A 19,816-nucleotide genomic window follows, 5' to 3' on the forward strand; every position below is an offset into this window, starting at 1 on the left:
CAATCGCTGAGACGGCGTGCCCTACAACACCCTCGTCGCCCCGGGAATCTGGCGCAAGGCGCGCGTGAGCGCCCAACTGAACGCGACGGTCAGCACGAATCCGACCATCGCCTTGACGATCGCCGGCAGGTCATAGTCGTACAGCCAGTATTGCAGCCACAGTGCGATCGGATAGTGCACCAGGAACATGCCGTACGCGTCGCTCTGCATTGGATCGAGCAGCTTGGCTGAGCCTGATTGCCTGAACCTCTGGAAAAAGGCCAGGATCAGAAACATGATGGCCACGCTGAAGACAGTGAAGCAGACGGCATAGAGCGCTTCATACCAGTCCGGCAGCGGCGACGGGTTGCCTAGGATTTCGCGCTTGATGAAGATCAGCACCCACAAGAGGCAATACGGAACGATCGCCAGCACCATCCAGTCCCAACTGACCTTCGCCATCCGTCCGTCTGCAGCGAGCAGCCCGCGATCCATTTGCGCAACGCCGATGCCGGCACCGAAAAAGAAGTAGGTCGCGTAGAGCAACACGCGCCCGTGCTGGACCGAGAACGGCCCGAACTCGAACCAACTGCCTGCTCCGAAGTGAACCCGCCCGGGAATGTAGAACGCCGCGGTGACGGCAAGCATGACCGCGAAGAACACGGCGGGCCGGCGGCGACCGTGTAGCGAGAGGCGATTGATCGGATCGAGCAGATTGGGCGACAGCCGGTGCAGCAGGCAGGCAACCAGGTCGAAGGCGAACAAGACCCAAAGGAACCAGATCGGCCCGCTCGGCCACGGGCCCTTCGTGATCATATTCCAATAGTATTCCGAAAAGCCGATCTCGGGATGCTGCCGCAGGGAGATCGCGTAATAGGCGAGCGGAATGACTGTAAGGGCGCAGATCGCGAAGGGTAAGCCCAGCCGAAGCAGGCGATCTGCCAAATAGCTCCGCGCTCCCTTCCGGGCGATACCAGACCAGGCGAACAGTCCCGACAGGAAGAAGAACATCGCCATGAAGAAACTGTCGGTGGCGAGCACGATCATGTCGAAGCCGAAGAAGTACTTCGGATCGGTATGACCGAAATAAGTGTAGGGGATCACCGCGTGATGCAGCAGCACCACCAGCGTCAGGAAGGTGCGGGCGCGATCGAGCGACAGATTGCGCGTCTTGCTCTTCGGCGCGGCGTGCACCTCTGCATCGATCGTCGCTGAATGTGACATCGTCATCATGGCCGCCCCGGTCTTGCTCCTGTCCCGGCCAGACTGTGCCGCCGGGAACCCGATTCAGCAAGCGCCGTTTGTGCAGCGGCATGTTTGTTCAGCGTCATGCCTGTGCAGCGTCTTGGCCGATGCCGCGCCGTCAGGAACCAGTTCCGCGCCGCGAAGTTAGCGTCCCCGAATGCGTTGAGGGCCGCGGGTAGCGGCACCCGAGTCGGAGCTGGCGATGACGATCCTGAAATGGGCGCTGATCTTTCTCTTGATCTCGATCGTGGCCGGCGTGCTCGGCTTCACCGGCATCTCGGCCGCCTCCGCCGACATCGCCCGCTTCCTGTTCTATGTCTTCGTCGTGATCTTCCTGGTGCTGCTGATACTCGGGCTCACGATCTTCAGGGCGTAGCCACACGGGTCATTCCGGGGCGATGCGAAGCATTGAACTACGGTGCGCAGTTGCGCACCTGAGAATCTCGAGATTCCGGGTTCGGTCCTGCGGACCGCCCCGGAATGACCGTATCCAAAACTACCCCACTTCCTCGATCTTCACTTTGTCCGGATAGAAGGCCAGATGGCCTGAAATCTCTGCCATCGCGGGGAAGGGCGCCTCATAGGTCCAGATCGCGTTGTCGAGCGTCTTGCCGTCGGCCTTGACGCTGTAGTAGCTCGCGTCCCCCTTGTAGGGGCAGTGGGTGACGCGGTCGGTGCGCTCCAGCAGTGCCATGTTGGCATCCTGTCGCGGCACATATTGCACCGCCGGATACTTGGCTTCCTTCAGCGTCAGCGCCTTGCTGGTCTCGGCGATCACGATGTCGCCCGCCATGACGCGGACGCGCCGGGGGTTTGGGGTGATGGTGATGGGGTGGTCGGGCCCTGGGAGCTTCATGATTTCACGCCTTTTCGATCAATCTGTCGCGCGCGGCACTTTGTCGTGCCTTTATCCTGATGGGATCAGGGATATAGTGCAGGAATGCGTGACGTAGAAGGCCGTTCACGCTAAGTTTGGCCCTGCCGGCAAGGGGACCCCGGCAGCGATTCGAACGCTTGAGACCAGAAGGAGCGAGACCCGAATGCCCATGGACGCCCACGATATCGAGGCGATGATCAAGGCAGCGATCCCCGATGCCGAGGTGACGATCCGAGACCTCGCCGGCGACGGCGACCACTATGCCGCGACCGTGATCTCGGAATCCTTCCGCGGCAAGTCCCGCGTCCAGCAGCACCAGATCGTCTATCAGTCCCTGCGCGGCCAGATGGGCGGCGTGCTGCACGCGCTGGCGCTGCAAACCGGGGTACCCGGCACCTGATCTGATCGCAGCGGGGGACCGATGATGGCTGCGGACAATCCGCGCGGCGCGATGTTTCGCGTCATCCTGCCGAACCAGCCCAGCCGCGTCACCAATGCCGAGCTGTTCTTCGACCTCGTCTTCGTCTTTGCCGTCACGCAGGTGTCGCACACGCTGCTGCACCACTTCACGCCGCTCGGCGCGGTCGAGGTCACGCTGCTGTTCCTGGCGGTGTGGTGGGTGTGGGTCTACACCGCCTGGGTCACCAACTGGCTCAATCCCGATCTGACGCCGGTCCGCATCCTGATCTTCCTGATGATGCTGGGCGGTCTCGTGCTGTCGACGACGATCCCGACCGCCTTCGATGGCCGCGGTCTCTGGTTCGCGATCGCCTATGCAACCATGCAGGTCGGACGCACCGCGTTCTGGCTGTTTGCGACCCCGCGTCACCGCACGGCAGTGCGGCACAACGCGATCCGCATCCTGGTCTGGCTCTGCGGCTCCGCGATCTTCTGGATCCTTGGCGGCCTCGCGCATGGGGAGGAGCGGCTCTGGTTCTGGATCGTGGCGCTAACGATCGAATATATCTCGCCCGCGGTCCGCTTCTGGGTGCCGAAGCTGGGATTCTCGTCGGTGGAGGCCTGGGCCGTCGAAGGCGGCCACATGGCCGAGCGCTGCGCCGGGTTCATCATCATCGCGCTCGGCGAGGCCGTCGTCGTCAACGGCGCGACCTTTGCCGAGCTGGACTGGACCGCCGACAACATCCTGGCCTTCGTCTCCGCGCTCACCGGCGCCATCGCGATGTGGTGGATCTATTTCCACAAGGGCGCCGAGGCCGGCTCCGAGCGCATCTCGAAGTCCGCCGAATCCGGCCGGCTGGCACGGCTCGCCTACACCTATCTGCACATGCCGATCGTCGCCGGCATCATCCTGACCGCGGTGTCGGACGAACTGGTGCTGAAGCACCCCACCGGGCATTCCGATGTCCGCACCATCGTCAGCACGATCGGCGGGCCGCTGGTGTTCCTGATCGGCACCATCCTGTTCAAGCACGCGATCCGCGGCTTCCTCCAGCTATCGCACGGCATCGGCATCGTCCTGCTGCTGGCGCTGTGGTGGTTCGCCGCCGATCTCTCGCCGCTATGGCTCTCGGTCGCGACGACGGTGATCATGATCGTCGTCGCGGTGTGGGAGTCGGTGTCGCTGGGGTCGAAGGTGGAAGAGGCCGAGGAGCACTGAAGCTCGGGAGCGGTCTGAGCGCACGCCTCGTCCTTCGAGACGACCGCTCCGCGGTCTCCTCAGGATGAGGCTGATCAGCGTCAGTGCTCGTTGAATCTGCTGCCGCGCACTCCGTCCTCATCCTGAGAGCCTGACTCAAAAAGCGTCGACGTCTTCAGGGTCTGGCCAAGCGGCGAGTTAGGAGCCTCAGATGGGCGGCGAGCAACCAGGCTAGCTCGGTGGCGGCAGAGCCTTCGAAGTCTTTGGAGAGGCGACGACATCTGCCGAATCATGCAAAGGTACGCTCGACGACCCAGCGCCTGGGCAGGAGCTGGAAGCCTTTGACCCCGAGCGGTCGCTCGACGATCTCGATCGTCCATGGTCCGCAGTCGGAAAGTGCGTTGAGGAGCTGTTTGCCGCGATAAATCCGATCGGCAAAGACATGCTCAAGCCTTGGGAAGCGGCCTCGCAAGAGCTCCAACAGAGGAACGGCACCATGGACATCCTGAATGTTGGCGGGATGAACATAGGCAGCCAGCAAGAGACCGTTGGTGTCGGTAACGATATGGCGCTTGCGCCCATGGAGACGCTTGCCGGCGTCGAATCCGCGTGGCCCGCCGGCCTCGGTCGTCGAGGCGGTCTGGCTATCGATGACGGCAGCTGTCGGTCTGGGCTTTCGCCCAAGCTTCCGGCGCGCCTTCCGAACCAAAGCTTCGACGATCTCCTGCCATCTACCCGTGTCGCGCCAAGCGTAAAAATAGCCCTGAACCGTCGAGTATGGCGGGAACTCCTTCGGCAAGGCTCGCCACTGGCAGCCGCTCGACAGAATATAGAAGATCGCCTGCACGATCTCGCGCAGATTAACCTCCCGCGGCCGGCCCAACCGACGTCGCGGCGGCATCTTCCGGGCGATCAACGCCCACTCTGCATCGGTCAGATCACTTGTGTAACGCAGTCCACTGCGCTGATACTTGATACGAGCGGCTTTGGTCCACGGCATGGTGCCCTCCCTCGAATCTTTGCAAATCCGAAGGAATCACAGGCCCGCTAAAGCCGCTCACCTTTTTCGGTCAGGCTCTGAGGAGCCCGCCTAAAGCGGGCGTCTCGAAGGATGCGCCGCAGGGAAAGCGCTCTCAGATGCGGTGCAGCGTTTACTCCGCCGCCTCCAGCGCGTGCACCGAGAACATCCTTGCCGCGTCCGTCCAGCTCTCCCGCACATTCCAGCCGGCGCCATGCGCCAGCGCGGCGAAGCGTTCGAGGCTGTATTTGTAGCTGTTCTCGGTGTGGATGCTCTCGCCCGGGCGGAACGAGAAGCTGGTGCCGAGCAGGCGCACGGTCTGGCTCTTCTTGCTGATCAGGTGCATCTCGATGCGGTGCCGCTCGCGATTGTAGATGGCGCGATGGGTGAAGGCGGAGAGATCAAAATTGCCGCCGAGCTCGCGGTTGATGCGGACCAGCACATTGAGGTTGAAGCGCGCGGTGACGCCGGCGGCATCGTTGTAGGCGTCGTGGAGCACGCGCTCGTCCTTCTCGAGGTCGGCGCCGATGATCATCTGCGCGCCTTTGCCCAGGATCTGGCGCGCGCTCTTCAGGAAGGCCTGCGCTTCATGCGGCTCGAAATTGCCGATGGTCGAGCCCGGAAAGAAACCGACCTTGGGCATTGACGCGACCGCCCTGGGCAGCTCGAACGGCGTGGTGAAGTCGGCCGCCACCGGATAGATGCCGAGCGTCGGGAAGTCCCGCTTCAGGCCGTTCGCCTGCGCCGTCAGGAAGTCGCCGGATATGTCGACGGGCACATAGGCCGCGAACTTGCAGTGGTTCAGCAGCAGCCGGACCTTCGTCGTCGCGCCCGCGCCGAACTCGACCAGCGCCGCATGCTCGGGAATGATCTTTGCGATCTCGCTGCCGCGCTCCTTCAGGATCGCAAGCTCGGTACGCGTCGGATAATATTCGGGCAGGCGCGTGATCGCCTCGAACAGCTCCGATCCGGTCGCGTCGTAAAAATATTTTGGCGACAGCTTTTTCGGCTGCTGCGAGAGGTCCTCGATGGCCTCGCGGGCGAATGCAGTGGTCTGCTCGTCGGGAAGATGGGCTTGGGCCAAAGCGCTGGCGTGCACATTCATGATACTCTCCTGAACGCGCTGTCCGGCGCGCATTTATCGTCGGATGAGAACTAGTTGTAATCGGCGAGCCGCAGTCCCGTGAATTGCCAGCGGTGGTGCGGATAGAAGAAGTTACGATAGGTGATACGGCTGTGCCCCTCCGGGGTTGCAAGCGAGGAGCCTCGCAGCACCAGCTGGTTGACCATGAACTTGCCGTTGTATTCGCCGAGGGCACCTTCGATGGCGCGGTAACCCGGGTAGGGCGAGTAGGAGGATCGCGTCCACTGCCAGACGATCCCGAAGGCATCGTTGAGCGCGCCCGCGCGTGCGGCGACCTCCCATTCCATCTCGGTCGGCAGATGTTTTCCGGCCCAGCGCGCGAACGCATCGGCCTCGTAGTAGCTGACATGGCAGACTGGGGCGTCGGGAACGACCGGCTTGAGGCCGGCGAGCGTCATCACCTGCCAGGCGCCATCGACCTCGCGCCAATGTCCCGGAGCCTGCCAGTCTTCCTTGCTGACGGTGGCAAAGCCGTCCATCAGCCACAGCGTTGCGTTCGCGTAGCCACCGTCGCGCATGAAGGCGAGCCATTCGCCATTGGTGACGAGATTGCGCGCGACCTTGACCGGGCCGACGAGGGCGCGGTGGGCCGGCTTCTCGTTGTCGAAATGGAAGCTGTCGTCGACGTGGCCGACGGTATGGATGCCTTCGTTGAGGATCAGCCAGTCATCGCCGGTGCGCGTCGCGGATGGAAAGCGCCAGTCCGCGTCGTAGGCCGGATAGACCGGATTCTGCGCAAAGGCGTGCAGGATGTCGGTGAACATCAATTCCTGATGCTGCTGCTCGTGATTGAGCCCGACCTCGACCAGTGGCGCGATGGCCCGGAGCTTGTCCTCGCCCGCCTCGCGGAAGAATTTTACGACCGCCGCATCGACATATCTGCGATAGGCGCCGACCTCGTTCGCACTGGGACGGGTGATGTCGCCGCGGTGATTCCGGGCATGACGCGGGCCGGCGCTGACATAATAGGAATTGAACAGGAACGCGAAATCGGGGTGGAAGGGCTGGTAGCCCGGGCAATGCTCGCCGAGCAAAAACTGCTCCCAGAACCAGGTGGTGTGGGCCCGGTGCCATTTCGCGGGGCTCGCATCCGGCATGGACTGGATCTGCTGGTCCTCCGGCGACAGCGGGGCGGCGCGGCGCTCGGTCTCGTTGCGGACGGCGAGAAACCCATCCTCCAGCCGCTGGGCGAGATTGCCCGGGTCGGAGGACGATGACGAAATTGGCGGGGCGGCCGTGGCGGAGGCTGGTTTCGTCACGTTTTTCTCCAGACAGGACAAGAGAACGTTGTTGGCGTTGCCCGGTTCCAAAACCAAGGTTCGTCCTAGATAGGGGCTCCGTTACGGTATGAAAGTCCTCCCCGGTGATGATATTCGTGTCATCATGCAATGGGGCCGGTGCCAGCAGGACCGGCCGCCGAGGGGGTGTTCGCCGCCATTTTACTTTGGATGCACAACGGTTTGGGCTACATATATAGGCAGGTATCGGGTTAAATCGGCTGAGCCGGCCCGGAGTGATTGTTGAGGGCTCCGCCCCAGAAGGACATGGATATGAGCATCGAGGAATTCATCGCCAACGAAGTGAAGTCGAACGACGTGGTTCTGTTCATGAAGGGCACGCCGCAATTTCCGCAGTGCGGTTTCTCCGGCCAGGTCGTGCAGATCCTCGACCACCTCGGCGTTGGCTATAAGGGCCTCAACGTCCTCGAATCCGCAGAACTGCGCAACGGCATCAAGACCTTCTCCAACTGGCCGACCATTCCGCAGCTCTATGTGAAGGGCGAATTCGTCGGCGGCTGCGACATCGTCCGCGAGATGTTCCAGGCCGGCGAATTGCAGCAGCTCCTCTCCGAGAAGGGCGTCGCAGTCGCGGCCTGACGCGTGACCGCGCTGTCGCGCCGGATTGGCGGCGCGGAGCTCGAGGTCATCGTTGCCGACATCACGACACTGAGCGTTGACGCCATCGTCAACGCCGCCAACACGTCGCTCCTGGGCGGGGGCGGCGTCGATGGGGCGATCCATCGGGCCGCCGGGCCCGATCTGGTCGCCGAATGCCGGATGCTCCACGGCTGCAAAACGGGCGACGCCAAGATCACCAAGGGCTATCGGCTCAAGGCCGCGCACGTGATCCATACCGTCGGTCCGGTCTGGAATGGCGGCACGCTGGACGAAGACGATCTGCTCGCCTCCTGCTATCGCCGTTCGATGGAGCTGTGCGGGAAGCACAAGCTGACCTCGGTGGCATTTCCCGCGATTTCGACCGGCATTTTCCGCTTTCCCGCGGACCGGGCGGCGGATATCGCCGTGCGCACGACGATCGAAGGGCTCGCCGTCGCGCCATCCGTTGCGCGCGTGGTGTTCTGCTGCTTTGCCGAGCCGAGCGCCAGGCTCCATGCCGAGGCGCTTGCGCGACACAGCAGCCCTTGTGCCTGATGACGCGGTCAGTACACTCCGCCCAGCCATGTTCCGGGGAGGGGATATGATTTCACAGTCTGGACTGCGTGCGCTCGCCTGCGGCGCGCTGGTGTCGCTTGGCGCGATGTCGTTCGCACGGGCAGAGGGCACCTACGAGATCCCGGCCGGCGCGCATTTCAATCCGGACAAGCTCTTGAGGATCAGCGAATTCTTCAAGAACGAGGTCGCAACCGGCAAGATCGCCGGCGCAACCGTGCTGATCCGGCAGCACGGCAAGCCGGTCTACCACGAAGCCTTCGGCGTGCAGGACGTCGCCAGCAAGGCGCCGATCACCGACAAGACCATCTTCCGCCTGTTCTCGATGAGCAAGGCGATCACGTCCGTCGTCGCGGTGCAGCTGATCGAGGACGGCAAGATCAAGCTCGACGATCCCGTCTCGAAATACATTCCGTCCTTCGCCAACGTGAAGGTCGGCGTCGAGAAGAAGGCCGACGACGGCACCAAGTCGCTCGAGCTGGTGCCGCCGACGCGGCCGATGACGGTGCTCGACCTGATGCGCCACACCTCCGGCATCACCTATGGCTTCTATGGCGACAGCCTGGTCCGCAAGGCCTATCGCGACGCCAACATCTATGCCGGCGATTTCGATCTCGCCGAGTTCGCCGAGCGCATCGCCAAACTGCCGCTGCACAACCAGCCGGGCGCGCTGTGGCAGTACGGCCACTCCACCGACGTCCTCGCGCGCGTGATGGAGATCGCGGCGGGCAAGCCGCTGATAGACATCATGCGGGAGAAGCTGCTCGATCCGCTCGGCATGGTCGATACCGGCTTCTTCGTCACGGCCCCCGAGAAGCAGAAACTGCTGGCGCAGCCGGTGCCGAATGACAGCGATTTCAGGGTCGGCCGGATCAACGATCCGACGGTCGTCAAGAAGATCCAGTTCGCCAGCGGCGGCATGGTCACGACCATGGCCGATTATGAGCGCTTTGCGCAGATGCTGCTCAATGGCGGCAGCCTCGACGGCAAGACCATTCTCAAGCCCGAGACGTTCAAGCTGATGGTGACCGATCAGGTCGGCCCGACCTCGGGGGTCAGTCGCGACTATTTCTATTTCCCCGGCGACGGTTTTGGCTTCGGCCTCGGACTTGCGGTCCGCACCGACCCCGGCAATGCCAAGCCGCCGCCGCCCGGCGATCTCGGGGAATTGAAGTGGGACGGCGCCTCCGGCTGCTATTTCGTGATCGACCCCAAGCAGGACATGTTCTTCGTGCTGCTGGAGCAGACCCCGACCGAGCGCCAGCGCGTGCAGCGGACACTGAAGCAGTTGGTTTATGAAGCCATGGAGAAGTGACATGAGCGGGCGCCGCGCGCTGATCGCGGCGCTCGTCGTTCTGGTCGGTGTCATCGGCGCGAGAGCAGGCTCCGAAGGGCGCCCCGCGCGCAGCCTCTCGCCTGAAGGCCTGGCGAAAGTCTCCGACTACATCAGGAACGAGGTCGCGACCGGGAAGATACCCGGCGCAATCCTGCTGCTCCAGCAGCACGGCAAACCGGTCTATTACGAGAATTTCGGCGTGCGCGACGTCGCGACCAGGATTTCGATGAGCGCGGACACGATCTTCCGCCTCTATTCGATGTCGAAGCCGGTCACCTCCGTGATGGCGATGATGCTGGTCGAGGAGGGCAAGCTCGCGCTCGACGATCCCGTTTCAAAATACATTCCGGCCTTTGCCGGCATGAAGGTCGGCGTCGAAAAGAAAGCTGAGGACGGCAAGGTCGCGCTGGCGCTGGAGCCGCTCGATCGTCCGGTCACGATCAAGGACCTGCTGCGCCACACTTCGGGGTTGCCCTACGGCTATTACGGCGGCGGCGCGGTGCGCGAACTCTACGCCGAGGCCAATCTCTTCGACAGTAATCTCGGTAATGCCGACTTCGCCGCGAAGATCGCCACGCTGCCGCTAGTCGAGCAGCCGGGCACGGTGTGGGATTACGGCTTTTCCACCGATGTGCTCGGACGCGTCGTCGAGGTGATCTCGGGAAAGACGCTGCTCCAGTTCGAGAGGGAGCGCCTACTCGATCCGCTCGGCATGACCGAGACGGCATTCTTTGTCGCCGATCCCGCCAAGTTTCCCCGCATTGCCGAGCCGATGCCGGGGGACCGCAGCATCAATCCGACGACGCAGGTTCGCGATATCAGGCTGCCCATAACTGGGGAATCCGGCGGCGGCGGCATGGTCGGCACCGTCGGTGACTACGCCCGGTTCGCGCAGATGCTGCTGAACGGCGGCACCTACGAGGGCCGGCGCTATCTCAAGCCCGAGACCATTGCGCTGATGGCGTCGGATCATGTCGGACCGGAGACGAAGATCGCGCGCGATCATAATTATTATCCGGGCGGGAACTCCGGCTTTGGCCTCGGCTTTGCCGTGCGCACCTCGGTGCCATCAGGCACGTCCTGGCCGCTAGGCGAATATCGCTGGGACGGCGTCGGCGGCACCTTCTTCTTCATCGACCCCGAAGACGATCTGTTCGGGATCCTCATGGTGCAGACCCCGTCGCAGCGCGGCCGGATTCAACTGGCGCTGAAGACGCTGATCTATCAGGCGATGGGGCGCTGATCGCGGGCTACGGGACTTACGCCCCGCGCACGATCTCGCGCACGTATCCGATCGTTTCCTCGATCTGGCTCGCATTGACGTCGAGATGCGTGCAAGCGCGGATGCGGCCGTCCATCATCGCGAGCGTCACGCCGCGCTGGCGCAGCGCCGCGACCATCTTGTCGCCCGGGACGCCGGCGCCGTCGGGCTTGAAGAACACGAGATTGGTCTCGGGCTCCTGCACCTCGATGCCTGCGATCTGCGACAATCCGCGGGCGAGCGCGCGCGCATTGGCGTGGTCGTCGGCGAGGCGGTCGACGTGGTGGTCGAGCGCGTAGATGCAGGCGGCGGCGCAGATTCCGGCCTGCCGCATCGAGCCGCCGAGGCGCTGCTTCCACTGCCAGACCGCGTCGATGAAGGCGCGCGAGCCCGCGAGCACGCCGCCGATCGGCGCGCCCAGGCCCTTGGAGAAATCGATCCAGGCCGAATCCCACCCCGCCGTCATGTCGCGTGGAGAGATGCCGCTCGCCACGGTGGCGTTGAGCAGGCGCGCGCCGTCCATGTGGGTGACGAGACCATGTTGCCTGGCGATCGCGACGATCTCGTCGAGCGCGGCCTTCTTCCAGATCGTGCCGCCGCCGATATTGGCGGTCTGCTCGACGCTGACGACGGTCTGCGGCGGCTGGTAGCGCGTGCGCGGGTGCAGCGCCTTGCGGAACGTCTCCGGCGTGAACTGGCCGTCGGCACCCTTCAGCTGCATGACCTGGAAGCCGCCGATCGCGGCATGCGCGCCGCCTTCGCGGGCGATGATGTGCGCGCTCTCATGGGCGAGGATCTCGTCGCCGGGGCGGCAATGCACCAGCGTCGCGGTGACGTTGCACATCGTGCCCGAGGGCATGTAGACGGCGGCTTCCTTGCCGAGCAGATCCGCAACGCGCTCGCACAGCGCGTTCACGGTCGGATCGTCGCCGACCTGCTCGTCGCCGACCTCGGCGCGCGCCATCGCCTCGCGCATGGCAGCCGTCGGCTTGGTCTGCGTGTCCGACAGCAGATTTATGCGCACCGGTGGCGCCTTGGGATCGATCGGGGGAGGGGTGTAGAGCATGCGACGCCTCCTAACGGCGGGATGGCCACTGACGTGGCTCTTTAAGCAAAAAGGCCCCGGCGAACCGGGGCCTTCCGATAATCAGATCTTAGCGCGAATAGAATTCGACGACCAGATGCGGCTCCATCTGCACCGGGAACGGCACGTCGGAGAGGCCGGGGATGCGGATGTACTTGGCGGTCATCTTGCCGTGGTCGACTTCGAGATAGTCGGGCGTGTCGCGCTCGGGGAGCTGGCTGGCTTCGAGGACGTGGGCGAGCTGCTTGGAGGCTTGCTTGACCTCGATCACGTCGCCGACCTTGAGCTGGTAGCTCGAGATGTTGACCTTGCGGCCGTTCACCTTGATGTGGCCGTGGTTGATGAACTGGCGCGCGGCGAAGATCGTCGAGACGAACTTGGCGCGGTACACGACCGCGTCGAGACGACGCTCCAAGAGGCCGATCAGGTTCTCGCCGGTGTCACCCTTGAGGCGGCTCGCCTCGACATAGATGCCGTGGAACTGGCGCTCGGAAATGTTGGCGTAGTAGCCCTTCAGCTTCTGCTTGGCGCGCAGCTGCACGCCGAAGTCGGAGAGCTTGCCCTTGCGGCGCTGGCCGTGCTGGCCGGGGCCGTATTCGCGGCGGTTCACGGGGCTCTTCGGGCGGCCCCAGATGTTCTGGCCCATACGGCGATCGATCTTGTACTTCGCCTCACTGCGCTTAGTCATCGCGTCCTCTTCGGTTGCATGGTTTGAGGAAACGCGCCCTCCTGTGTGACAGGCCAAAGCCCGGCACCGACAGGTCCGATCCCCAAAGCTTTAAGGGACAGGACCACGGGTCGCGAAACGCTTCGCGGGCCGAAATCGGCCCGCGAGCAGGCGGCTTTTAGGGGAGTTTGGGGTTCGCTGTCAATGCGGGGAGGGTCGTTCCGGGGCGCTCGCAGAGCGAACCCCGGCGCGCGCTTGCGCGCCTGGGTTCCTCGAGATCCCGGGTTCGGTGCTGCGCACCGCCCCGGGATGACCGCTACGCGGTCACGTGCCCACCGCCCGGATCGGCTTGGGGCCAGCTGCCCGCAATTCGGCAGCGATTTCAGTGTTCAGGACCTGTTCCAGCCGGGTCAGGACCCGGGCGATGGGGGCGGCGTCGGTGACCCGGTGGTCCCAGCGGATCACGACATGGATGGTCTGGTCGGGCTCGACCACCCCATAGCTGACGATGAACGGGCCGGGCGTGACGGGATGCAGCTCGCCGCCACCATAGGCGGCCACCGAGCTCACCGCGAAGCTGCCGAACCAATTGCCCCGCTGCCGGCCAAAATTCAGCCCGATGGCCCAGGACAGTCGCCGCAGCGGCAGTGGCAGGCGGGTTGCCCGCATGATCTTGCGGAACATCGGGACGTCGTCGATCGGCGCCGTCTTGCCGCGCCGGATCTCGGCATCGACTGTGGCCAGTGGAAGGGCCTCCGGGGCTGCGATTCGCTGCGGCAGCACGCATTCCTCGCCGTCCTCGACCCGCGCGATGGCCACCAGCGCAACGCTCTTCGGCAGCTCGTAGAGCATCGGCCAGGGCCATTTGGCGTAGACGGTGCGCAGAACCGGCTCGTCCCTGGCCACCAGGGCGAAGGCCTTGACGAAGATCGCCGCCCAGCCGGCGGGCGCCATCGCGCCTGAGCGGGCCTCCAGCAGGGGCCGGATATTGAGCGAACGGGACAGCGAGACGAAGGGCACGCCCATCGAGGCGCGCATGAGGTCGCAAATCAGGCGGCGCGGCAGCGAAATGGTCTTTGGCGTCCCGCGCATCGGTCTTTCGGTTCCCGCAGATTAAAATATGAGCAGCGAGCGGGTTCCCGCTCGTCGCCTGCTCTAGCACGAACTAACCCGGTTGGGCCCGGTCGGTTCGCCGCATTAGGGCGCCGGCGAGGCGAGCGGCTTGGTCTTGTCGACGACGTAAACTCCCAGCACTTTCATAGCCTTATCGCCATGAGCCTTGGCGTCGTGCACGACGCCTGCCGGGATCTGGTAGGAATCACCGGCTTTGAGGGTTTTTTCCGGCTGCCCGTCGATGAGGAGATTGAGTTCGCCTTCCAGCACATAGCCGGTTTCGATCCCGGGATGAGTATGGCGTCCGGCCGCGCCACCCGCCGGGATTTCCGCGATAGCGGTGATGGTGTTGTAGCCGTCCGGAAACTCGACCTTCTGGAGCGGGGTTCGCTTGATGCCGGGCTGCTGGGCGACGGCGGCAACGGCAAGGCCGGTGAAGGCAAGAGCGAGCAAAGTCTTTTTGAGCATGGTTTTTCCTCCCTGGAACGGCCGACCCTAGCAGCGCCGCCGTTCCCGGCAAGGTGGTCATCGGCCTGTTCAGCGCCTGATGCCCTCGAACGCCGCCATGATGCCGCGCTGGAACAGCGACCAGTCGAAGCCGAGCGCGATCGCCCGGTAGCCACGGTCGACCAGGGCGTTGGCCTGGTCGGCGGTGCGGGCGACGCCGCCGATCGGCACGCCGCTTTTCAGGATGCCGGCCTCGGCGCGCGCGACCAGCTCGAGCAGCTCCGGATCGTCCATCTGGCCGCGCTTGTTGATGGAGGTGGCGAGATCGCCGGGGCCGATCACCGCGACGTCGATGCCGGGCGTCGCCATGATCTCGTCGATGCGGTTGACGGCCTCGACATGCTCGATGGTGATCATGCAGATCATCTCGTCGTCGGCGCCGGCCATATAATCCGGCATCGACTGGCCCCAACGGAATGGCGCGTGGAAGGGACCCCAGAGACGATCGCCGCGCGGCGGATAGCGGACGCTGCGCACCGCTTTCTCCGCCTCCGCGCGGTTCGTGATCATCGGAAAATTGATGCCGAAGGCGCCGATGTCCATCGGCGCTTTCGCAAGCCACGGCTCGTTCGCCGCGATCCGCACCAGCGGCGTGCACGGCGTGCCGGTCGTGGCGGCGATCATCGCATGCGCTTCGGTGAGGCCGATCGGCCCGTGCTCGAGGTCGACGATGATCCAGTCGAGCGAGCGCGCCATGATCTGCACGGTCTGCACGCTCGGAATCGTCGCAATCGCACCGAAGGCGGGGCGGCCCTCGCGCCACAATTGGCGGAGACGGTTGAGCGGCGTGGTCGGGACCGACATGCGATGACCTTGGGAATGACCTTGGGAAACCTGCGCGGAGATGACGACGGCGAGCCTAGCAGCGCACCATGGCCCCGAAAAGTCAGGCCAGCACGCGGCCGCCGAAGAACGGCGTCAGCGTGGCCGAAAGGCCATGCACGCGGTTCGAGGTGAAGATCATCTCGGCGCCGGACTGCGCGATGCCCCCGATAGCCGGGGCGAGCAGATCCGAGACGCGGCGGGCGATGGCCGGTGCCGGGTCGATCCAGTCGACCGGCCAGGGCGCGAGCCTGGTCAGCCGGTCGAGCAGGAGCGGATAATGCGTGCAGGCGAGCACCACCGTGTCGGTGCGCGCGCCTGCGTCCGCGGCATCGCCGACAAAGCAGGGCGCGAGCTCGGCGAGGATGTCGCCGTCGCTGATCGGATGGCCGCCGAGTGCGCGTTCGGCGAGCGAGGCGAGCTCGGGCGAGCCGACCAGCGTCACCTCGCATCCCTGCGCGAAGTCGCGGATCAGCGCCTTGGTGTATTCGCGCTTCACGGTGCCCTTGGTGCCGAGCACCGAGACGCGGCGGCTCTTCGACTGGGCACAGGCCGGCTTGATCGCCGGCACCGTGCCGACGAAGGGCAGGGAATAAGCGGCGCGCAAGTGAGATAGGACCAGGGTGGACGCCGTGTTGCAGGCGATGACGACGAGGTCAGGATCATGCGTGCCGATCAGTTCGCCCATCAGCGGCACGACGCGGGCGATGATCTCGTCCTCGCTGTGGTGGCCGTAGGGGAAGAAGGCGTCGTCGGCCACATAGACGTAATGCGCGTCCGGGCGCGCGGCCACGACCTCACGGAGCACCGTGAGCCCACCAAGGCCGGAATCGAACACCAGGATCGTCGGGGAGTCTGTCACGTCGTTACCTTAAGGCGTCATGGTTACCATTCGGTTTTTGGGGCGGTTTTGCGGCGGGGTCACCTGGGGCCAATTTGGAACGATTCAATTTCGCGCCTGCCGCACGTTCCCGCTATCTGCGGCCATGCTGCGCTGCGGGCAGGGACATCTCCGCAAAATCCCGGGGAGCCGATATGATCAGAAACACCAGTAACGGCTGGGGCAGCGTTGCCCGGTGGCTGCACTGGCTCCTGGCGCTGGCGATCCTCGGCATGGTCGGCTTCGGCTGGTGGATGAATCACATCCCGGCGCGGCCCGACCGCTTCTTCTACCGCTCGATCCATGCCGATATCGGTTACATGATCCTGCTGCTCACCGTGCTGCGTCTGGTCTGGCGCGCTTTCAACCCGACGCCGGCGCTGCCGGCCGACAGCCGGCCCTGGCAGAAGCTCGCCGCCCGCATCAGCCATGGCGCGCTTTATCTTGCCGTCATTGTCGTCATCATGCTCGGCTGGGCGCATTCCGGCGCGCACGCGCCTGATTACTCGGACTTCTTCGGCCTGTTTCACGTGCCGCAATTCACCTCTCCCGACCGCGAAGCCGCGCGCGCCTATGAGGACCGCCACATCCTCTTTGCCTATGTGCTGCTCGCCCTGATCGCGGTTCACGTCGTCGCCGCCCTCTGGCACCACTTCATCCGCCGCGACCGCGTGGTCGCACGGATGGTGACGGACGAGGCGGGGTAGGGGTCTCTCCACATCGTCATTGCGAGCGCAGCGAAGCAATCCAGAATCTTTCCGCGGTGACAGTCTGGATTGCTTCGCTGCGTTCGCTATGACGGGGTATGATGCGACGTCACGTGTCTCCAGGAGGCGCCATGCTCACCGTCCATCATCTCGGCAAGTCGCAGTCCGAGCGCATCGTCTGGCTGTGCGAGGAGCTCGAAATCCCCTACGAGCTGAAGCGCTACGCGCGCGATCCCGTTACCATGCTGGCGCCGCCGGACTACAAGGCGCTGCATCCGATCGGGACAGCACCCGTGATCACCGACGGCGACTTCGTGCTCGCCGAGTCCGGCGCCATCGTCGATTACATCATGGCCAAACACGGCAATGGACGCCTTGCGCTCCGCCCAGATCATCCTGATTTCGCGCAGTTCCTGTACTGGTTTCACTTCGCCAACGGCACGCTGCAGGCCGGCATGGGCCGGCTGATGATCCTGAACCGGCTCAAGCTCGCCGAGGACAATCCGATGCTGGCCGTGACCAGGGGGCGCGTCGACCGCGCCTTCGATCTGGTCGATGCGCGTGTTCGCGACGCCGAATATCTGGCGGGCAACACCTTCACCACCGCCGACATCATGACGGGCTTTTCGCTCACCACGATGCGCTACTTCCAGCCCTATGATCTGTCGCGCTGTCCGAATGTGGTGAACTATCTCGGCCGCATCGGCGCGCGGGCGGCCTATCGGCGCGCGATGGAGAAGGGCGATCCCGGCATGGCGCTGCTGCTGAGCTGAGCGGCGGTGCCGATCACGCGATCCTGTTCGTGGTCGCCGCCCGCTCGCTCGCCAGCTGCTTCTGCAAGCGATCGATGTTCTGCAGCAGGCGCTGGCTGGTCAGCACCAGGAAGTAATAGCCGAACTGCGGGTCCTGAAAATAGATCTCGAGCAAGCGGTCATAGGTGATCGTCAGCACCTGTCCGTCTTCGATGCATTCGATCGTTCCGGTGCGCCGGTTGTCCGGCGTGAGGAAGCCGAGCTCTCCCATGAGAGCTCCGGGCCCGATCTCGACATTGATCTCTTTGACCAGGAACTTGCCGGTGACCGTGAGAAGCATCTCCTTGGCGGGATCACCCAGTTTGAAGAGCGTATCGCCACTGCGATACTTGCGCTCGGTCATGAACGGCTTGAGCCACTCGATCGACATGTCGCCTTCGGCCGCATGGCGCGCCTTCTTGACCAGCTTGAGCATCTGCCGCAGGCGCAAGGCGTTGATCGGAAGCAGCAGCAGATAAAGGAGGAACGTCGAGACGTTGGCCGAGAGCGCGCCGAAAATGGAGAAGAACACGCAGCCAATCATGTTGGCGACCCGCAGGGGCACCATCGTCCGCATCAGGAGGGTGGCAACGAAGAAGCCGGCGCCGACCGCGGCGAACAGATTGGCCAGGGTGATGTTCTGGACAAAGATCTCCAGCATCCGATTGAAGATCGCGTCGTAGGTGACGTTGTTGGGATCGAGGCCCATCTGGACCAGGATCTTCGCGATCCTGAGATTGTCCGTCGCCGCATCGAGAATGCGGTCGAGGATCGAGGAAATGTCTGCGCTGCCGGACGGCATGTACTAACCCCGCGTAAGGCTTTCAGTCCTGGTCGGTATGCTCGACACGTATAGCCGAAATCGAATGACGACCGCTTGAATGAAGCCTTCGGCCGTCATGCCGCAAGAGGCAAATTTTAGCCTGATCGGGCGTTTCGGCAATTGCCCGTTGGGTGCGTATGGCCGTGGAGCCCCGTGATTCGGCTCCCCGGGGCGCGGGCTTCGGCGCGGTTGATCGACCAGGGGCCCCGGCGAGGCGGGGCGTCGGGCGATCTCCGCCTTATGGCTTGCCGGCGGGCTGGATCACCTGCTGCTCGACGAGGCCGAGGTGCCCCGGCAGCGACCCGGCGCGCAGCAACATGGCGACGCTGTTGGCTTCTTCCAGGGTGAAATTGCCGGAGATCTGGCCGGAGCCGCCGGTGATGGGCTCGCGGATCACCGGGGCGGAGATCACCTTGTCGTCGAGCACGATGGCGAAGGGTCTTCCGACGTTCTCTGCGGTGATGTGGGCGAAGCGCCGCGTGCCGCGGCCGTTGAAGCGGAACGAGGCGATCGGGTCCTTCGTGCCGCTCGCAAAGCCGGGGCCGGCATAGCTGATGTCGTCGCCGTCGAGCGCACTCTCCTTGGCGACCAGGTAATGCCGGCTGTCCTTGAAGCCGGGCAGCACTTCGGTGCCAGTCGGCGGCGTGCCGGATTGTGCCTGCTCCGCCGGCATCGAGAGGTCGATCAGGCGGAAGCCGACCTTGACCTTCCTGGCGAAGACCTCGGTCACGCGCCCGGGCTCCACCATGCCCGGGATGAAAATGCGGATGCGATCCGTGCCATCGGGCTGGACGCTGGCGAGGTTGATGCCGGCATCCTTGAGGCGCTGCTCGATCATGGCGATGGAATCTTCGACGAGATCGCGCAGCCGAGCCGCGGATGCGGCATCGGTCGGGGCGAGCCTGACCAGTCCGTCGCCGCCGTCGGTCACGGCGAGCGCATGCGATGGCAATCCCTCCGCGGCTGAGGCGAGCTTGCGCTTCAACTCGTCGCGGCCCTTGGCGTCCGCGATCTTCAATTCGACGCCGCCGTCGCGGATCGCAAGACCGGAAAAGGCGATCTTGCCCTCGCGTAAGGTCTTGTAGACGTCGTCGCGCAAATCCGTGACAACGCTCTCGCGCAGGCCATCGCTGTCCACCTTGTAGACGATGCGCGAGCCGCCCAGCTTCTCCATCTTGTCGGCGACGAAGGCCGCGATCTTGGCGCGCATCTTGTCGAGCTGGCTGTCCTCGGCGAGCGCCGCGCCGGGCAACGCGATCGCCGATGCCAGAACCACCGAAGTTATGGCGAGCAGGGCGATCAGCCTTCCGATGCGATCCCGCAGGGGCATAGTCATGATGACCTCAAGTCTTGCGGCAGGACGCTGGCAGGCGAATCCGATGCCTGTTCTTGGTCCCCGGATCGGCCGCGGAGGTTCAAATTCCGTCCGAACCGGCACCCGTCGCCGCAGCCGCTAGGCAATAGACGAACGCCAAATCATCCATCATTGTGTTCGCGCTCGACCGGCCAATCGGT

21 protein-coding genes and 1 pseudogene are annotated in these 19,816 nt (G+C 64.2%); 9 read left to right on the top strand and 13 right to left on the bottom strand.

Translation table 11 applies throughout. From position 1 onward, the window contains the following. Nucleotides 1-21: 21 nt before the first annotated feature. On the bottom strand, nucleotides 22-1,212 hold the full coding sequence (locus tag XI08_RS30595; protein WP_271577237.1) for an acyltransferase family protein: 1,191 nt from the start codon (nucleotides 1,210-1,212) through the stop codon (nucleotides 22-24). A 214-nt stretch (nucleotides 1,213-1,426) separates the two neighbouring features. Here XI08_RS30595 and XI08_RS30600 point away from each other — a divergent pair, with 214 nt between their 5' ends. Next, on the top strand, nucleotides 1,427-1,600 hold the full coding sequence (locus XI08_RS30600; RefSeq protein WP_027548646.1) for a DUF1328 domain-containing protein: 174 nt from the start codon (nucleotides 1,427-1,429) through the stop codon (nucleotides 1,598-1,600). A 120-nt stretch (nucleotides 1,601-1,720) separates the two neighbouring features. Here the strand turns inward: XI08_RS30600 and XI08_RS30605 are convergent, their stop codons facing one another. Then, entirely contained in the window at nucleotides 1,721-2,080 is a 360-nt protein-coding gene (locus tag XI08_RS30605; RefSeq protein ID WP_271577238.1) for a DUF427 domain-containing protein, read from the bottom strand. 184 nt (nucleotides 2,081-2,264) lie between these two features. Between XI08_RS30605 and XI08_RS30610 the strand changes: the two genes are divergently transcribed. Beyond that, entirely contained in the window at nucleotides 2,265-2,501 is a 237-nt protein-coding gene (locus XI08_RS30610) for a BolA family protein (RefSeq protein ID WP_011088461.1), read from the top strand. 24 nt (nucleotides 2,502-2,525) lie between these two features. After that, nucleotides 2,526-3,719: a low temperature requirement protein A gene (locus tag XI08_RS30615; RefSeq protein WP_271577239.1), complete on the top strand. Its 1,194-nt coding sequence runs from the start codon at nucleotides 2,526-2,528 to the stop codon at nucleotides 3,717-3,719. A 154-nt stretch (nucleotides 3,720-3,873) separates the two neighbouring features. On the opposite strand, the pseudogene XI08_RS30620 reads toward XI08_RS30615, so the two are convergent. The 3 genes and pseudogenes from XI08_RS30620 to egtB form a co-directional block, all read right to left on the bottom strand. Next, nucleotides 3,874-4,698 (bottom strand): annotated as a pseudogene (locus tag XI08_RS30620) (IS5 family transposase). A 151-nt stretch (nucleotides 4,699-4,849) separates the two neighbouring features. Beyond that, entirely contained in the window at nucleotides 4,850-5,821 is a 972-nt protein-coding gene (gene egtD, locus XI08_RS30625; protein ID WP_271577240.1) for an L-histidine N(alpha)-methyltransferase, read from the bottom strand. 50 nt (nucleotides 5,822-5,871) lie between these two features. Further along, complete coding sequence (gene egtB, locus XI08_RS30630) at nucleotides 5,872-7,170, bottom strand: ergothioneine biosynthesis protein EgtB (protein ID WP_271577285.1); 1,299 nt, start codon at nucleotides 7,168-7,170, stop codon at nucleotides 5,872-5,874. Between the two features lie 240 nt (nucleotides 7,171-7,410). Between egtB and grxD the strand changes: the two genes are divergently transcribed. The 4 genes from grxD to XI08_RS30650 are packed head-to-tail and all read left to right on the top strand — an operon-like array spanning nucleotide 7,411 to nucleotide 10,889. Beyond that, nucleotides 7,411-7,737, top strand: coding sequence for a Grx4 family monothiol glutaredoxin (gene grxD, locus XI08_RS30635; RefSeq protein WP_027548651.1), 327 nt, complete (start codon nucleotides 7,411-7,413; stop codon nucleotides 7,735-7,737). A gap of 3 nt (nucleotides 7,738-7,740) precedes the next feature. Beyond that, nucleotides 7,741-8,292, top strand: coding sequence for an O-acetyl-ADP-ribose deacetylase (locus XI08_RS30640; protein WP_271577241.1), 552 nt, complete (start codon nucleotides 7,741-7,743; stop codon nucleotides 8,290-8,292). A gap of 46 nt (nucleotides 8,293-8,338) precedes the next feature. After that, the gene (locus XI08_RS30645; RefSeq protein WP_271577242.1) at nucleotides 8,339-9,625 is read left to right on the top strand and encodes a serine hydrolase domain-containing protein; all 1,287 of its coding nucleotides are present in this window, start codon (nucleotides 8,339-8,341) and stop codon (nucleotides 9,623-9,625) included. Nucleotide 9,626: 1 nt separating this feature from the next. Next, nucleotides 9,627-10,889, top strand: coding sequence for a serine hydrolase domain-containing protein (locus tag XI08_RS30650; RefSeq protein WP_271577243.1), 1,263 nt, complete (start codon nucleotides 9,627-9,629; stop codon nucleotides 10,887-10,889). Nucleotides 10,890-10,905: 16 nt separating this feature from the next. Here the strand turns inward: XI08_RS30650 and XI08_RS30655 are convergent, their stop codons facing one another. The 6 genes from XI08_RS30655 to murI all read right to left on the bottom strand — a co-directional run bounded on the left by XI08_RS30655 (nucleotide 10,906) and on the right by murI (nucleotide 15,962). Continuing rightward, entirely contained in the window at nucleotides 10,906-11,973 is a 1,068-nt protein-coding gene (locus XI08_RS30655; protein WP_271577244.1) for a threonine aldolase family protein, read from the bottom strand. An 88-nt stretch (nucleotides 11,974-12,061) separates the two neighbouring features. After that, a complete protein-coding gene (gene rpsD, locus XI08_RS30660; RefSeq protein WP_271577245.1) occupies nucleotides 12,062-12,679 on the bottom strand; it encodes a 30S ribosomal protein S4 in 618 nt (205 codons plus the stop codon). Between the two features lie 303 nt (nucleotides 12,680-12,982). Beyond that, nucleotides 12,983-13,750 (bottom strand): acyltransferase, encoded by a 768-nt coding sequence (locus XI08_RS30665; protein WP_135174168.1) that lies wholly within the window; start codon nucleotides 13,748-13,750, stop codon nucleotides 12,983-12,985. Nucleotides 13,751-13,855: 105 nt separating this feature from the next. Then, the gene (locus XI08_RS30670; RefSeq protein ID WP_271577246.1) at nucleotides 13,856-14,239 is read right to left on the bottom strand and encodes a cupin domain-containing protein; all 384 of its coding nucleotides are present in this window, start codon (nucleotides 14,237-14,239) and stop codon (nucleotides 13,856-13,858) included. Nucleotides 14,240-14,308: 69 nt separating this feature from the next. Beyond that, nucleotides 14,309-15,082 carry an HpcH/HpaI aldolase family protein gene (locus XI08_RS30675; protein ID WP_271577247.1) on the bottom strand — a complete coding sequence of 258 codons (774 nt, stop codon included), beginning with the start codon at nucleotides 15,080-15,082 and terminating at the stop codon, nucleotides 14,309-14,311. Between the two features lie 82 nt (nucleotides 15,083-15,164). Continuing rightward, nucleotides 15,165-15,962, bottom strand: coding sequence for a glutamate racemase (gene murI / locus XI08_RS30680; RefSeq protein WP_271577248.1), 798 nt, complete (start codon nucleotides 15,960-15,962; stop codon nucleotides 15,165-15,167). A 173-nt stretch (nucleotides 15,963-16,135) separates the two neighbouring features. Here murI and XI08_RS30685 point away from each other — a divergent pair, with 173 nt between their 5' ends. Both XI08_RS30685 and XI08_RS30690 read left to right on the top strand, forming a co-directional pair. Next, nucleotides 16,136-16,687 (top strand): cytochrome b, encoded by a 552-nt coding sequence (locus XI08_RS30685; RefSeq protein WP_271577249.1) that lies wholly within the window; start codon nucleotides 16,136-16,138, stop codon nucleotides 16,685-16,687. 131 nt (nucleotides 16,688-16,818) lie between these two features. After that, on the top strand, nucleotides 16,819-17,460 hold the full coding sequence (locus XI08_RS30690; protein ID WP_271577250.1) for a glutathione S-transferase family protein: 642 nt from the start codon (nucleotides 16,819-16,821) through the stop codon (nucleotides 17,458-17,460). A gap of 13 nt (nucleotides 17,461-17,473) precedes the next feature. Here XI08_RS30690 and XI08_RS30695 read toward each other — a convergent pair whose 3' ends face one another. Both XI08_RS30695 and XI08_RS30700 read right to left on the bottom strand, forming a co-directional pair. Beyond that, nucleotides 17,474-18,280, bottom strand: coding sequence for a Crp/Fnr family transcriptional regulator (locus XI08_RS30695; protein ID WP_271577251.1), 807 nt, complete (start codon nucleotides 18,278-18,280; stop codon nucleotides 17,474-17,476). Nucleotides 18,281-18,539: 259 nt separating this feature from the next. Continuing rightward, a complete protein-coding gene (locus XI08_RS30700; protein ID WP_271577252.1) occupies nucleotides 18,540-19,637 on the bottom strand; it encodes a SecDF P1 head subdomain-containing protein in 1,098 nt (365 codons plus the stop codon). Nucleotides 19,638-19,816 lie beyond the last annotated feature (179 nt).

The sequence above is a fragment of the Bradyrhizobium sp. CCBAU 11361 genome, assembly GCF_028128935.1.
In the GTDB taxonomy this organism is placed as follows: domain Bacteria; phylum Pseudomonadota; class Alphaproteobacteria; order Rhizobiales; family Xanthobacteraceae; genus Bradyrhizobium; species Bradyrhizobium niftali.

Coding starts and splice junctions, on each gene's coding strand:
- XI08_RS30675 (WP_271577247.1), bottom strand. CDS start 15,082: ATGTCGGTCCCGACCACGCCGCTCAACCGTCTCCGCCAATTGTGGCGC.
- XI08_RS30670 (WP_271577246.1), bottom strand. CDS start 14,239: ATGCTCAAAAAGACTTTGCTCGCTCTTGCCTTCACCGGCCTTGCCGTT.
- XI08_RS30665 (WP_135174168.1), bottom strand. CDS start 13,750: ATGCGCGGGACGCCAAAGACCATTTCGCTGCCGCGCCGCCTGATTTGC.
- XI08_RS30695 (WP_271577251.1), bottom strand. CDS start 18,280: ATGCCGTCCGGCAGCGCAGACATTTCCTCGATCCTCGACCGCATTCTC.
- XI08_RS30645 (WP_271577242.1), top strand. CDS start 8,339: ATGATTTCACAGTCTGGACTGCGTGCGCTCGCCTGCGGCGCGCTGGTG.
- XI08_RS30650 (WP_271577243.1), top strand. CDS start 9,627: ATGAGCGGGCGCCGCGCGCTGATCGCGGCGCTCGTCGTTCTGGTCGGT.
- XI08_RS30655 (WP_271577244.1), bottom strand. CDS start 11,973: ATGCTCTACACCCCTCCCCCGATCGATCCCAAGGCGCCACCGGTGCGC.
- rpsD (WP_271577245.1), bottom strand. CDS start 12,679: ATGACTAAGCGCAGTGAGGCGAAGTACAAGATCGATCGCCGTATGGGC.
- XI08_RS30690 (WP_271577250.1), top strand. CDS start 16,819: ATGCTCACCGTCCATCATCTCGGCAAGTCGCAGTCCGAGCGCATCGTC.
- XI08_RS30600 (WP_027548646.1), top strand. CDS start 1,427: ATGACGATCCTGAAATGGGCGCTGATCTTTCTCTTGATCTCGATCGTG.
- egtD (WP_271577240.1), bottom strand. CDS start 5,821: ATGAATGTGCACGCCAGCGCTTTGGCCCAAGCCCATCTTCCCGACGAG.
- XI08_RS30700 (WP_271577252.1), bottom strand. CDS start 19,637: ATGACTATGCCCCTGCGGGATCGCATCGGAAGGCTGATCGCCCTGCTC.
- XI08_RS30615 (WP_271577239.1), top strand. CDS start 2,526: ATGGCTGCGGACAATCCGCGCGGCGCGATGTTTCGCGTCATCCTGCCG.
- XI08_RS30685 (WP_271577249.1), top strand. CDS start 16,136: ATGATCAGAAACACCAGTAACGGCTGGGGCAGCGTTGCCCGGTGGCTG.
- XI08_RS30610 (WP_011088461.1), top strand. CDS start 2,265: ATGCCCATGGACGCCCACGATATCGAGGCGATGATCAAGGCAGCGATC.
- XI08_RS30595 (WP_271577237.1), bottom strand. CDS start 1,212: ATGATGACGATGTCACATTCAGCGACGATCGATGCAGAGGTGCACGCC.
- grxD (WP_027548651.1), top strand. CDS start 7,411: ATGAGCATCGAGGAATTCATCGCCAACGAAGTGAAGTCGAACGACGTG.
- XI08_RS30605 (WP_271577238.1), bottom strand. CDS start 2,080: ATGAAGCTCCCAGGGCCCGACCACCCCATCACCATCACCCCAAACCCC.